Source organism: Bacillus sp. AY18-3, assembly GCF_008042305.1.
GTDB classification, from domain to species: domain Bacteria; phylum Bacillota; class Bacilli; order Bacillales; family Bacillaceae_G; genus Bacillus_A; species Bacillus_A wiedmannii.
The window spans coordinates 244,071-257,055 of the sequence record NZ_QKQR01000002.1; the positions used below are offsets into that span (position 1 = coordinate 244,071).

Sequence of the window (12,985 nt, forward strand, 5' to 3'; positions counted from 1 at the left end):
ATACGACTCTAAAAATAGCATTGCAATAAACGAGGTCACTTGTCGTACTAGAGTTGGAGACGTATAAAGTAAAACTTTAATCCGCGGGGGTTTTGCTGTCCACAAATAGCGGGATAAGAATGCGATTTGCATAATAAATTATCGTAAAAAAGGAGTGGGCTTCCCACTCCTTTTTTACTTTCTTATAATTGCTAAACTACATGTATTTACTATTCATTCAAGATTCAAACTTGATTTTTAATACATGCCATTTTTCACGTTTTTTATTCTATCGTTGTAATTTCATTTGAGTTATAAATATAAATACCCGTTTCTTCTCTCAATGCAGTTATATACATCCCTTTCGCCACATCTTTCGCTGAAATTGGTTTATACTTTTTGAAAGCCCCTTTAAATATAAAAGGAATGATACGAGATAACTTTTCAGCCATTCGTTCACCGAAACGAAATTCTTGTCGATTTCCTACTAATAAAGATGGCCTAAAAATGTGAATACCACCAATGACTAACTTTTGTAATTCCTCTTCCATTCTCCCTTTAACTTGCGAATAAAAGAAAAACGATTTAGGTTTTGCTCCCATTGAAGACACAACAAGGAAATTTTGTACTCCTTGTTTTTCAGCTAAACAAGCAGCTCGTAACGTATATTCATAATCTACCTTTTTGAAATTTGCCTTTGTTTTTGCTTTTTTGATTGTTGTTCCTAGACAACTAAATACGTCATCTACAGCAAAAAACTCTTTATATTCCTCTAACATCGAAAAATCTATTTGCTTTTGCTGTAATTTTTCATGTTGCCATTGCATTGGTTCCCTTACAAAAATAGTAACCGAATCGTAGTAATCTGATTCAAGTAATAGACGCGTTATCTCTTGTCCAACTAAACCACTTGCACCAAGTACTAACGCTGTTCGCTTATTCATATATGCATATACCTCTTATTTTACTTTTCTCTCCTTCAGTAAAATACAACTTTTAGGAGTTTCCTGCTCTCATTTTACCACAAGTAAAGCACTATGCGTACGCATAGTGCTTTACTCACTCTTTTTTCTCATCTTTCTCTCGCAATTTTGTTACTGTTGATGCATCTCCTAAATTACTTATTAATCTTCTTAAAAAAATTAAGACTAATGCTAATGGTAATACTACCGCTAATATCAATAAAATAGCTTCCATTAAGTAACCCAAACACTCATCCCCCTCTACACCCTCCTTTCAAATATATGAACGTAGCGTTGTCACATATGCATGCATTCCTAAAAATAACACATCCAAATTTGACAACTTTATAACAAAAACAAATCGGAATGATTATTATTTATTGCAACTTTATAAAAGATGTATTATACTAAGTTCGCAAACTAAAACGTAATTATTCCGTTTTGTATTAAAATGATATTTTTCTTCTATAATTGGGGAAAATATATCCGTAAAAAAAGAAAAGAGGAGAACTTCATGCCTAAAAGATTGACTATATTTTCATTCTTACTTATTTTCACTTTAATTTTTACTGGCTGCTCAAATAAAAAAGAAGGTAATGCCAAGAAAGACGGAAAGCTAACTGTTTATACTACTATTTTTCCTCTTGCAGATTTTGCAAAAAAAATTGGTGGCGACTATGTAACTGTTGAAGCGATTTACCCACCTGGTGCAGATTCACATACATTTGAACCAAGTCAAAAACAAACAGTACAAGTTGCAAAAGCCGATTTATTCGTTTATAACGGCGCTGAATTAGAACCATTTGCTGAAAAAATGGAAAAAGCATTACAAAAAGAAAATGTTAAAATTGTAAATGCATCAAAAGGTATTGAACTGCGTACTTCTACTGAAGAAGAGTATCATGATCACGGAGACGGCCATAAAGAGGATGAACATCATCACGATAAAGACCCACACATTTGGTTAGACCCTACTCTAGCAATGAAACAGGCAGAAAAAATTAAAAATGCACTTGTAGAATTACAGCCTGATCATAAACAAGAGTTCGAAAAAAATTTCGCAGCACTGCAAACAAAATTTACTGATTTAGATGATCAATTTAAAGCAGCTGTTGCGAATGCAAAAACGAAAGACATTTTAGTTTCTCATGCGGCTTATGGATACTGGGAACAACGCTATGGCCTGAAACAAATTGCTATCGCTGGTATTTCAGCTTCTAATGAACCATCTCAAAAACAGCTTGCTGACATTACAAAAACAGTAAAAGAACATAATCTACAATATATTTTATTTGAAACATTCTCTACACCAAAGGTAGCGTCCGTAATTCAAAAAGAGACGGGTACAAAAATTTTACGCTTAAATCATCTTGCTACTATTTCTGAAGATGATGCGAAGAGCAATAAAGATTACTTCACTTTAATGGAAGAAAACGTAAATACATTAAAAGAAGCTACTAACTAATCAAATTTTTAAAAGAAGCTGAATATGTCATTCAGCTTCTTTTTTATTTGTTCTTACTTGACTTGACCAAAATAACAAGTAAAATTATCCATATTAGCTTTTAAGCTATATTAATTTAGAAGGTGAGTTGGAATTATGACTCTTCACATTTGTGAAGTTACAGCAAAAAATTGGCGTTCGGTAGCTGCTTTAAACGTCGCAAAAGACCAGCAGCAATTTATTGAAAGCAATGCGTTTTCTCTAGCAGAATCATTATATGAGGGAAACGGAACGTCAGTAGGTTTATATGATGGAGAAACACTTGTAGGATACGCAATGTATGGATGGTATTGGGAAAAACGTAAAAGTGTGTGGTTAGATCGCTTTATGATTGACGAGCAATATCAAGGAAAAGGATACGCAAAACGTTTCCTTCGCATACTCATTCAATTCTTACAAGATAAATTTGAATGTAAAATAATTTATTTAAGTTTACATCCAGACAACAAACTCGCAATGGGATTATACGAGTCATTTGGTTTCCGTTTAAATGGTGATATTGATGACGAAGGTCCAGTTGTAGGTGTTGTAATGGAGTTACTATTAGATGAACATACAAGCCTGTGAAAACAGGCTTTTTATTATCCTTCGTTTTTTGCAATCTAGCATTTTTCTACAAAATACTTAGTTAAGTTAAAAAAATAAGCCTGCAATATATGCAGACTTATTTCACACACTCCCCGAAATGTTCTTGGAACCATTCTTTATTAATATCTTTTCCGATAAACACAACTTCACTTACTCGTTCTTCGCCCTCTTGCCACTCTCTATCATATGATGCAGCAAACAGTGTATGCACACCTTGGAAAACGATACGTTTATCTACTCCATCAATCGATAAAATTCCTTTGTAGCGATATAAATACTCCCCTAGCTCTTGAACGACAGCTGACATCCACTCATTTAGTTTTTGTAAATCTAACGGTCGCTCTTCGCGTAGTACAAACGACTTTACCCCTTCTAAATGATTATGCTCTTTATGAGGATAAATTTGTAACGTATCTTTCGTTTTAAACGTTTGAATTTGTAGTAACGATGGAATATCTACATCACAGTTAGTCGCCTCGATTAACTTTGCAGTTGGGTTAATACCTTGCAGTTCCTGCAATAGATTTTCCTTTTCACTTTCATCCACTAAATCTAATTTATTTACTAAAACGACATCAGCAAATGCAATTTGTTCCTTTGCTTCTAGTCCTTTTTCAAAATGTTTATGTATATGATAACTATCTACTACTGTTACAACGCCGTTAATTTGGTATGCAGATTGAATCACAGGATCTAAAAAGAATGTTTGAATAATCGGACCTGGATTTGCAAGACCAGTCGTTTCAATTACTAATCCATCAAATTCCATTTTACCTTCTGCTTTTACGTCCAGTAATTGTTTTAAAGCGACTAGTAAATCTTCACGTACAGTACAACATAAACATCCATTCGTCATCTCCATAATCTCTTCTTCGACATTCATAATCAGCTGATTATCAATACCAATTTGTCCTATTTCATTTACAATCACTGCTAATTTATGACCGTGATTTTCTGATAAAATGCGATTTAATAATGTCGTTTTCCCTGATCCAAGAAAACCAGTTAATATTGTTACTGGAATCATTTCGTACATCTCCTTATAGCTATATGTTTTTACATTATAGCATATAGAGAAAATCGTTTTTGTAGCAAAACATATTTATTGTATGTACGACACTGTAACTATATAATAATATGTAGCAAGAAAGCCTTTTCAAAAAATGATTCATTCATCAAGGAGGTACTTATAATGGAACGAGTTCAAATGGCCGAAACACTAGAATTTTCTCGTATTATTCAAGGTTTTTGGCGTTTAGCAGAATGGAATATGCCAAAGCAAGAGTTACTTTCTTTTATGGAAGCTTGTATGGATATTGGAATTACTACTTTCGATCATGCTGATATTTATGGCGGATATACGTGTGAAGGATTATTTGGAGAAGCGTTACAACTCAAGCCTTCCTTACGCGAAGACATGCAAATTATCACAAAATGCGGAATCGCTCCCCCATCACCAAAATTTCCAGAGAGATATGTTGCGCACTACAATACGAGTGCTGAACATATAATAAAAAGCGCGGAAGACTCACTACAAAACTTACATACAGATTATATTGATGTACTGCTCATTCATCGCCCTGATCCATTTATGGATCCAAATGAAGTAGCAGAAGCGTTCTCACGCTTAAAGCAAGAAGGAAAAGTCCATCACTTCGGTGTATCTAACTTTTTACCTTCACAGTTTAATATGTTAAGTTCTTATTTAGATTTCCCGCTCATTACAAATCAAATTGAAGTATCTGCGATGCAGCTTGAACATTTCGAAAAAGGGACAATTGATTTATGCCAAGAAAAGCGAATCAATCCTATGATTTGGTCGCCTCTTGCTGGCGGAGAAATCTTTACTGGTCAATCAGAACGTGCTGTACGTTTACGTGAAACTTTACAGAAGGTTGCTACTGAACTAGATGTTACTAGCATCGATACAGTTATGTATGCATGGCTGCTTGCTCATCCAGCTAACATGATGCCAATCGTTGGATCTGGTAAATTAGATCGTGTTAAAACAGCCGCCCTTGCTACAAAAGTTAATTTAGATCGTCAACAATGGTTTACAATTTTCGAAAGCTCTAATGGACATCCTGTACCATAATACACAAAAAGAAGAGCTGTTTCTTTACAGCTCTTCTTTTTCATATGTATTTCTAGTCATGGCAAATACACACATATCCCTTAATCCATTTCCATCTACCGCTACACTCGCACTTTCCAATGTACCTTCTAACTTAAATCCTAATTTCTCAGGTATCGCTCTACTCTTCTTATTTAAAGAATCACATCGAATTTCTACGCGATTTGCTTTCAGCTCAGAAAAAGCATAATCTGTTATACCCTTTGCAGCCTCTACCATATAACCCTTTCCACTAAACCTTGAATCAATCCAATACCCAATTTCAAATTGAGGTATATCCCAATTAATACGATGCAATCCAGCTGATGCAATAAATTCACCTGTTTCTTTCGAAAAAACTAGTAATCTTAAATCCTCACGCTGTAAAAATTGAATATGCGATTTTCTAATGCTCACTTCTACTTCTTCCTCTGTTTGCTCTTTTTGTGCAAAAACCATCCAAGGTTTTAATTCTTTCATAGAAGCTTGAATTGCATCGTATACAGATTTACCGTCACCCGGTTTCGGCATTCGAATAAATAGCCTATCAGTATAAAATTCAGAAGGAAAATCAAATAATAACGGATTCACTTTCAACACTCCTTTTAATTCTTTTATATATAATAATATCCATCTCAAACTATACAGTAAAGAAATTTCTGAATTTTATACATTTTAATTATTTACCTCTACCGCTACACGAACTCCAGATTCAATTGCACCTTGTATCCATCCGTGATATAACGTTGTATGATCACCTGCAAAGTATAATCTCCCCTCTGGTTTTATAATCGCTGGTTGTAGCTCAGATTCTTGACCTGCCTGAAATAGCGCAAATCCTCCAAGTGCATATGGATCCAATGTCCAACTTTTTGATATGCCAGACATGAACTCATCATATACTTGACCGCCTAATATGGTCGCTAAATTTTGTAGTGTGTAATAAATACGATCACCTTTTGATAACCCATCCCATAACAACGCATCATAAGACCATGTATAGCTTCCTAACATCATAGCAGGTCCTTTTTCTCCAATTCCGTGACTTGGATAATAGGCGTAACGAATTGGTAAATCCGTTATAATTCTGCCACCTAATTGTCCTTGTTCTTCCCAAAATCGACTTTTAAATTGAATTCCTATTTTCGTCGCTGGCATATAATGCAATTCACGAATCGCTTTCCATTTTTCATGAGATATAGAATTAAATGGATCTACTTCCACAAAGCGCATTGTCGAAAATGGAATTGTAATAATAACTAAATCCCCTGTAATACTACTATACTCAAAAGTTTCCTCGTTTCGATAGAAAGCTGTCACACCATTATCATGTTGTTGTAGCTTCATTAATTTTTGATTATATATAATATTTTCTTCTAATTGTGGTAAAAAGGACTTCGGTAATCTATCATTCCCGCCTACTATTTCACAAAATCCACTCTCCACTTGCATAATATATAAAAAGCGTAACGTCTCAACAAATGACCTTTCCAAAAAACCTTCTAAATCTAATAAAACACCAATCATCTCGATTGTTACTGGTGAAAAGTAAGTATTATATTGATAAGGGTAATACTTTAAAAATTGTCCTGTAGAGTATCTCCCAAAATCCTTTACTACAATATCCCAATTTTTCTCTGGGTTCTTTTTTATAAAATTTATAATGGGCTGCACCGCTAACATTAATAGCTCCTCAGACGTTTTCCCAACTTCATTCATTTCCACAGGATACTTTAATATACTTGGATCTTTTTCATATTGTTTTAATGTCGTTTTTCGGCCATTTACGTAAACGATATCTGTCTCATTCCTATTAATAAAAGGGCTTACCTGTAGCCCGAATTTTCTTATATATGCCATCGTTAATGTGTGCGAATACGGAATTCTCATTGCCCCAACATCTAAATATAATCCGGTATCTTCCATTCTAACCGTCTCTATGCGGCCACCTACCCGGTTGTTTGCTTCAAAAATCTTCACATCATGTCCTGCAGCTTTTAATAAAGATGCCGAAACCAACCCAGCCATACCGGCCCCTACTACTATAATTCGCTTCGGACGAGTCGTCTTCTTTAACCCTTTATTTATAACTTTTAACGTTTCATCCATCTCAGTGTTATACATTATATCTTTCTGCACAATTCCACCCCTTACTTCATAAAGTGAAACTATAATCAGTGGGGGGTCTTCCCCTACTGATTATAGTTGAACCAATCGGGCTTTTATGGGCATTAGTGGTTTAGTGCATTTTATTCATAAATTCCTATAAACATAACAACATAGAAAGAGGAATATTCACTAAAAGTACATAAGAGTTAGCTTTCACACCTCTTCACGCTTCGTATAATATAGCAACAGCAAAGAAGGAGTGGTTAAAAATGAAACAAACTTACGACTACCACGCTACAAAGAAGTATTTAGAAGAAAAGAAACAACAACTATGCAACAAACTTAGTTGTAAGCATCTATCTAAAAAAGAGCGTGAACAACTAAAACTTGAGATTGATAACTACGAATATATATTAAATTTAGCCGAAATGAATCATTATGAACGAGGATTTTCTCGTTAAAAGTAAATATAGAATTTATCCACTTTTTATTTTGAGCATTTTATTACGCATTTTTCGTAAGTAAATATATAATAGGATGTACATTAAGATTGAGAGGTATATTCTATGATCAAATTAAGCGTATTAGACCAATCACCTATTTCAGATGGTAGTACAGCAGCCCAAGCTTTTTCACATACAGTTACACTTGCGCAAGAAGTTGAAAAACTCGGATATACACGCTTTTGGGTATCGGAGCATCACAACTCTGTCAGCCTTGCTGGTTCAAGTCCTGAAATACTTATTTCACATATTGCAGCAAAAACAGATCGTATGAGAGTGGGTTCAGGTGGTGTTATGTTGCCGCACTATAGCCCATATAAAGTTGCTGAGAATTTCCGTGTTTTAGAAGCGCTTTATCCAAATCGTATTGATCTTGGTGTCGGCAGAGCACCTGGTGGTATGCCAATTGCAACTCGCGCACTTCAAGAAGGCAAAATGGTCTCACTTGATCAATACCCAGAACAAATTGCAGATGTTGCAATGTACTTACATGATCAAGTACCAGAAAACCATCATTATGCAAATTTAAAGGCTACTCCTGTCATTCCAACATCTCCCGAGATGTGGATGCTTGGTTCTAGCGGAGAGAGTGCAATGATTGCCGCAAAACAAGGTGCTTCTTTTGCATTCGCACAGTTCATTAACGGATACGGTGGCCCTGAAGTAATGACTGCTTATCAAGAACAGTTCCAACCTTCTTATTTAGGAGATAAACCAAAATCAATCGTCTCTATTTTTGTTATTTGCGGAGAAACGAATGAAGAGGCGGAAAAAATTGTTTCTAGTTTAGATTTATCAATCTTATTACTAGAACAAGGAAAGCGTACAACTGGTACTCCTTCTATCGAAACTGCACAAAATTATTCATACAGCGCTTATGATTTATTCCGTATAAAAGAAAATCGTCAACGTATGATCGTCGGTGATCCATCTTCTGTGAAAGAACAAATCGTAAACTTAAGCAAAGCGTACAATACTGATGAATTTATGATTGTCACAATTACTCATCGATTTGAAGATAAATTGAATTCTTATCGCTTACTAGCAAATGCTTTTCATTTATAATGACAAAAGGGAGATACATCAATTATGATGCATCTCCCTTTTTTACTACTTATTATTTTTGTCGTCTATATATTCAATAGCTTCTTTTAATAGTTCATCAAAATCCTTAGGATAATCATGATTTAAATTGGGTATAACTTTAAACTCATGTTCTATATTCTTATCTCTTAATAATTGTACAAATTGCTGCGTACATTCGAAACAATCTTCATCTTGATCCCCACACACTATATATCCCTTTATATTTTTATTCTGTAACACTTCCAACAACTCATTCCATTCTTCAATCTCTGGAAGCCACGGCGCCACAAAAATAAAACCATCTACATCTATATCTTTTTGTAAAATTGTATACAAAGCTACTCTTGTGCCAGCAGAAAAACCACCAATTATTACACTTTCTACTGTATGATTTTCTATAAACATAACGTAATGCTCTTTTAATTCCTCTTTCCCTCTATGTTTATCATCCCAAACAAATCCATCTGAAAACTGAATTTGCGAAGATTGTGGTAAAGCTAACGTATAATCTTGTGTCAAAACAGATTTCCAATATGGTTCTATTATTTCTATATTTTCTTGATCCCCGTGCATTGCAATAAATAGTTTTCCTTCTTTATTGCTGTCTAAATATTTCACGTCTGCTCGTTCTGTTTTCTTTGCTAATTCTTCTCTTTCTTTACATAATTGAACCATTTTATGAAACTCTTCAAATTTATGTAGTGGTGTTAAATCATCGTCCGAAATTAAATACTCATTTCCGTACCAAAATCCATTGTCTATAATAGCTTCCTTCATTATCTGTAACGCTTCTTCTTCAAGCCCCGCTGCACTCGCTAGCGCATATTTAAAATTATATATTTGCGCTTTATTCCCCACTACACCTTTAGCATGCTCCATTATATAAGTGTACGCTTCCAAACTCCCTTTATTTGCGTAACAATGTAACGTTTCATTTAATAATTGAATGTAAGTCATACTATTTTTCATACATCCATTCCCCCGTAATCTTTTATAATATTTATTTCTCAAACCTTTATACCATTCTGTAATCACTGTATATAACTCACGCTAACAATACTTAATCATTACTTCTCTTCGTCCAATAAGTTTAGTATAAAATTTAATAAACTGAAAAATCAATATTTTACTAAACAAAAAAAGACAACAATATATTTATTGTTGTTTTCAATACATCTACCCACTCTTTTGTTTTTTTCTGTCTGGTTTACTTGAAACTAAATAGTGTTTTTCTGAAATATATAAGTCTCTTTTTAATATACGATTTAAATACGGCCCTAATTTCATCCCGCATATAAGGCGATCTTCACTACCTTCAACAATTGGAAACATTTCTTTTTCTGTTACGTATTGATCTACTGCTTTTTGTACGATATCAATTTCTTTAACTAGGTTTAGATTTTCTTCTGTATGTTCAAATACCTCAAGCGTTTCCTTCGTAATAAGAAAACTATTTGTTGGAAATGCAAGTAAATACGGCTTTAACAAATCATAATTTACTGTATAATCATCATTTACTAATACTGTATAAACAATATTAGCATTCGTTTCTAGAAACTTAGCCATCGCTTGTTCTAATTCATCTTTCGTAATTTCACGCTCTTCTTTTCCAGTTCTGAAAAAGCGAAACATTGCATCGCCTCCTTTTTACTATATTATAGCATAAAAGAAAACTGAAAAATGACAAAAAAAGCCATTGAAAGAATTTTTCAATGACTTTTTTCTTTATATACTTATATTTATTTTAAGAACGCACTTAGCATCCATACATGTTGTTCTAATGTTGTATGAATCGCTAACAACATGTCTGCTGATGTTTCATCGCCAGCTTCGCCAGCAACTTCCATACCTTCTTTTAATTCTTGAATAAGTGCAGAGTAATCATTCACTAATGTTTGCACCATTTCTTCTGCAGATTCCTTGCTTGTCCCTTCACTCACACTAGATGTTGCAAGATATTCTTTCATTGTCGCTAGCGGTTTACCTTCCAACGCTAAAATACGTTCTGCTAATTCATCAATATTTGTTCCAGCTTCATTGTAAAACTCTTCAAATTTCTCATGTAACGTAAAGAAGTGTGGTCCTGTCACATACCAGTGATAATTATGTAGTTTCACATATAACACATTCCAGTTTGCTACCTGCTTGTTTAATACTTCAACAACATTTGTTTTCGTACTCATACAATCCACTCCTCTTATCATTTCATAATGTTTATCTTTTAATAACCTAGTTACATGTTACCATACATTTCCTATCCTTTCGAACGATTGGCTCATATGTAACAAAGTTTTAACACCTTTAATACTTCCCTAATATCTTTTAATTCATGTATGTTTTCAAACACTTCATACGTCTAATTGTCCAAGCTCATACATATGCATAATAGTAAATCAAGCTCATCGTAGTAGAAAGAGGGATAACATGGACAATCAACAATGGCAAGTAGCAAAGAAGGTCGCTGCTACTTATATTGGAACAGTCGTTGGAGCTGGATTTGCTACTGGACGAGAAATCGTTGAATTTTTTACAGTGAACGGATTATATGGAACAATTGGCATATGTGTAAGTGGATTTTTTTTTATTTGGCTTGGCACAAAGATGATGTTACTTTCATCACAAATCGGTGCATTTTCAGCGCAAGAATTTAACAAATATTTATTTGGGGATGTAGTTGGCAATGTTGTAAACACACTATTATTACTCGTATTATTTGGTGTAACGAGCGTTATGTTATCAGGAGCTGGGGCGGTATTTGAAGAGCAACTTCGTTTACCAAGACAACTTGGTATTTTCATTATATTGATCGCCTGTCTCATTATAGGTAGTCGCGGATTACAAGGGGTTTTTGAAGTTAATACACTTGTCGTACCTATTATGATGATTTTTATTATCGGACTTGCTATTACAACTTTTTTTCACGGTACAACTCCTATTAGTGACACTATTCCTGCAGAAAGCTGGAATATGAAGTGGATTACTAGTCCTATTACATATGTCGCCTTAAATCTTTCTCTCGCCCAAAGCGTTCTCGTCCCGTTAGCCAGTGAAGTAAAAGATCGAAAGGCCATTTTATGGGGCGGTATTTTAGGCGGTGCAGGACTTTCTTTAATTTTATTATGTAGCCATTTAGCTATTTTATCAGTCGATCAATTTTATCAATATAATATCCCAATGGCTGAAGTCATAAGAAAATTCAATGCAACTTTTCACTTTTTCTTTGTTCTTATCATTTTCGGTGAAGTGTTCACAACTTTAGTTGGTAATGTGTTCGGAATGACAAAACAAATTCAATCCATCACCAGATGGAAAAGTAACAATATTATTTTCTTCATTTTACTAATTAGTTATTGCTTTAGTTACATTGGTTACAGTGAATTACTCCACATTCTATATCCTATAATTGGATGGGTCAGCATCATTTTACTGCCAATTATTGCTTTTAAACAACTTCAAAAAACATAAAAGAAGCATCCATGTTATTGGATGCTTCTTTTATGTTCATTCACAATCATCGCATACTTCCCAGTACGGCCCCATTTCGAGTGCTAAATATGGCTTTAATTGCAACCGAATCATCCGACTAGGCATACGTTCTAAAACGAATTGAATTCCTTCTTCCTCTTCGTCTAATTCAACTTTTGAAATCGCAATTCTTTGCATAGTAGAAATAGGCATTCCATCTTTATATAAAGTGATTTTCACCTCATCATATTCATTAAAATACAATTCAACACTCATTTGATTTTTCAACAGTTCATCAACAATTTCATATTTATCATTTCGTTCCTGGATTATATATTTCCAGCCGCCTCTACCTTCTTCTTTCGGAGCTGCTTGAAATAATGTCATCAAATCCTCGTATAGCATAAGATAACCCCTCTCTTACTAAAAAACGATGAGTATTTTATATACCCTTTATCTCTATCACTATCCATATGTATTGTACCATATATCGTCGTTTTTACCGTATTCATTTGCTTCATAATTGCATGTAAAACACCTGATTCTCTTCATTATTATATGAATTGTCTCTCATTATATTTCTTAATATGCTTCTAACGCTTTCCAATCATATCAAACATAAGTAAATGCACTCTTTGTCCATCCTCCGCTTAGTATTTCCTTACAATAACAAAAA

At 34.1% G+C, this 12,985-nt stretch carries 15 protein-coding genes; 6 read left to right on the plus strand and 9 right to left on the minus strand.

Going from position 1 to position 12,985, the window contains the following annotated elements:
- Positions 1 to 263: 263 nt before the first annotated feature.
- Entirely contained in the window at positions 264 to 923 is a 660-nt protein-coding gene (locus tag DM800_RS01840) for an oxidoreductase (RefSeq protein WP_048559679.1), read from the minus strand.
- A 115-nt stretch (positions 924 to 1,038) separates the two neighbouring features.
- A complete protein-coding gene (locus tag DM800_RS29055; protein WP_000540925.1) occupies positions 1,039 to 1,188 on the minus strand; it encodes a hypothetical protein in 150 nt (49 codons plus the stop codon).
- A gap of 267 nt (positions 1,189 to 1,455) precedes the next feature.
- On the opposite strand from DM800_RS29055, the gene DM800_RS01845 reads away from it, so the two are divergent.
- Positions 1,456 to 2,406 carry a metal ABC transporter substrate-binding protein gene (locus tag DM800_RS01845; RefSeq protein ID WP_147786284.1) on the plus strand — a complete coding sequence of 317 codons (951 nt, stop codon included), beginning with the start codon at positions 1,456 to 1,458 and terminating at the stop codon, positions 2,404 to 2,406.
- A gap of 135 nt (positions 2,407 to 2,541) precedes the next feature.
- On the plus strand, positions 2,542 to 3,012 hold the full coding sequence (locus DM800_RS01850) for a GNAT family N-acetyltransferase (RefSeq protein ID WP_088063105.1): 471 nt from the start codon (positions 2,542 to 2,544) through the stop codon (positions 3,010 to 3,012).
- A 97-nt stretch (positions 3,013 to 3,109) separates the two neighbouring features.
- On the opposite strand, the gene DM800_RS01855 is transcribed toward DM800_RS01850, so the two are convergent.
- Positions 3,110 to 4,060: a CobW family GTP-binding protein gene (locus DM800_RS01855; RefSeq protein WP_000613417.1), complete on the minus strand. Its 951-nt coding sequence runs from the start codon at positions 4,058 to 4,060 to the stop codon at positions 3,110 to 3,112.
- A 165-nt stretch (positions 4,061 to 4,225) separates the two neighbouring features.
- Between DM800_RS01855 and DM800_RS01860 the strand changes: the two genes are divergently transcribed.
- Positions 4,226 to 5,128, plus strand: coding sequence for an aldo/keto reductase (locus tag DM800_RS01860; RefSeq protein WP_147786285.1), 903 nt, complete (start codon positions 4,226 to 4,228; stop codon positions 5,126 to 5,128).
- 24 nt (positions 5,129 to 5,152) lie between these two features.
- Here DM800_RS01860 and DM800_RS01865 read toward each other — a convergent pair whose 3' ends face one another.
- Both DM800_RS01865 and DM800_RS01870 read right to left on the minus strand, forming a co-directional pair.
- Positions 5,153 to 5,737: a GNAT family N-acetyltransferase gene (locus tag DM800_RS01865; RefSeq protein ID WP_048543150.1), complete on the minus strand. Its 585-nt coding sequence runs from the start codon at positions 5,735 to 5,737 to the stop codon at positions 5,153 to 5,155.
- Positions 5,738 to 5,821: 84 nt separating this feature from the next.
- The gene (locus tag DM800_RS01870; RefSeq protein ID WP_098649353.1) at positions 5,822 to 7,285 is read right to left on the minus strand and encodes a flavin monoamine oxidase family protein; all 1,464 of its coding nucleotides are present in this window, start codon (positions 7,283 to 7,285) and stop codon (positions 5,822 to 5,824) included.
- 239 nt (positions 7,286 to 7,524) lie between these two features.
- Between DM800_RS01870 and DM800_RS01875 the strand changes: the two genes are divergently transcribed.
- The gene (locus DM800_RS01875; RefSeq protein WP_048543153.1) at positions 7,525 to 7,716 is read left to right on the plus strand and encodes a DUF3896 family protein; all 192 of its coding nucleotides are present in this window, start codon (positions 7,525 to 7,527) and stop codon (positions 7,714 to 7,716) included.
- Positions 7,717 to 7,821: 105 nt separating this feature from the next.
- Entirely contained in the window at positions 7,822 to 8,823 is a 1,002-nt protein-coding gene (locus tag DM800_RS01880; RefSeq protein ID WP_147786286.1) for an LLM class flavin-dependent oxidoreductase, read from the plus strand.
- Positions 8,824 to 8,868: 45 nt separating this feature from the next.
- On the opposite strand, the gene DM800_RS01885 is transcribed toward DM800_RS01880, so the two are convergent.
- From DM800_RS01885 to DM800_RS01895, 3 genes are all read right to left on the minus strand, one after another.
- On the minus strand, positions 8,869 to 9,813 hold the full coding sequence (locus tag DM800_RS01885) for an alpha/beta hydrolase (RefSeq protein WP_147786287.1): 945 nt from the start codon (positions 9,811 to 9,813) through the stop codon (positions 8,869 to 8,871).
- Positions 9,814 to 10,020: 207 nt separating this feature from the next.
- A complete protein-coding gene (locus tag DM800_RS01890; protein WP_060490081.1) occupies positions 10,021 to 10,476 on the minus strand; it encodes a DUF3939 domain-containing protein in 456 nt (151 codons plus the stop codon).
- Between the two features lie 107 nt (positions 10,477 to 10,583).
- Entirely contained in the window at positions 10,584 to 11,027 is a 444-nt protein-coding gene (locus tag DM800_RS01895; protein WP_000105195.1) for a Dps family protein, read from the minus strand.
- Between the two features lie 241 nt (positions 11,028 to 11,268).
- Here DM800_RS01895 and DM800_RS01900 point away from each other — a divergent pair, with 241 nt between their 5' ends.
- Positions 11,269 to 12,309: a YkvI family membrane protein gene (locus DM800_RS01900; RefSeq protein WP_087982788.1), complete on the plus strand. Its 1,041-nt coding sequence runs from the start codon at positions 11,269 to 11,271 to the stop codon at positions 12,307 to 12,309.
- Positions 12,310 to 12,345: 36 nt separating this feature from the next.
- Here the strand turns inward: DM800_RS01900 and DM800_RS01905 are convergent, their stop codons facing one another.
- Positions 12,346 to 12,714: a DUF3979 family protein gene (locus DM800_RS01905; RefSeq protein WP_000965083.1), complete on the minus strand. Its 369-nt coding sequence runs from the start codon at positions 12,712 to 12,714 to the stop codon at positions 12,346 to 12,348.
- Between the last annotated feature and the right edge of the window lie 271 nt (positions 12,715 to 12,985).

Coding starts and splice junctions, on each gene's coding strand:
- DM800_RS01905 (WP_000965083.1), bottom strand. CDS start 12,714: ATGCTATACGAGGATTTGATGACATTATTTCAAGCAGCTCCGAAAGAA.
- DM800_RS01850 (WP_088063105.1), top strand. CDS start 2,542: ATGACTCTTCACATTTGTGAAGTTACAGCAAAAAATTGGCGTTCGGTA.
- DM800_RS01885 (WP_147786287.1), bottom strand. CDS start 9,813: ATGAAAAATAGTATGACTTACATTCAATTATTAAATGAAACGTTACAT.
- DM800_RS01895 (WP_000105195.1), bottom strand. CDS start 11,027: ATGAGTACGAAAACAAATGTTGTTGAAGTATTAAACAAGCAGGTAGCA.
- DM800_RS01845 (WP_147786284.1), top strand. CDS start 1,456: ATGCCTAAAAGATTGACTATATTTTCATTCTTACTTATTTTCACTTTA.
- DM800_RS01855 (WP_000613417.1), bottom strand. CDS start 4,060: ATGATTCCAGTAACAATATTAACTGGTTTTCTTGGATCAGGGAAAACG.
- DM800_RS01890 (WP_060490081.1), bottom strand. CDS start 10,476: ATGTTTCGCTTTTTCAGAACTGGAAAAGAAGAGCGTGAAATTACGAAA.
- DM800_RS01880 (WP_147786286.1), top strand. CDS start 7,822: ATGATCAAATTAAGCGTATTAGACCAATCACCTATTTCAGATGGTAGT.
- DM800_RS01900 (WP_087982788.1), top strand. CDS start 11,269: ATGGACAATCAACAATGGCAAGTAGCAAAGAAGGTCGCTGCTACTTAT.
- DM800_RS01860 (WP_147786285.1), top strand. CDS start 4,226: ATGGAACGAGTTCAAATGGCCGAAACACTAGAATTTTCTCGTATTATT.
- DM800_RS01840 (WP_048559679.1), bottom strand. CDS start 923: ATGAATAAGCGAACAGCGTTAGTACTTGGTGCAAGTGGTTTAGTTGGA.
- DM800_RS01875 (WP_048543153.1), top strand. CDS start 7,525: ATGAAACAAACTTACGACTACCACGCTACAAAGAAGTATTTAGAAGAA.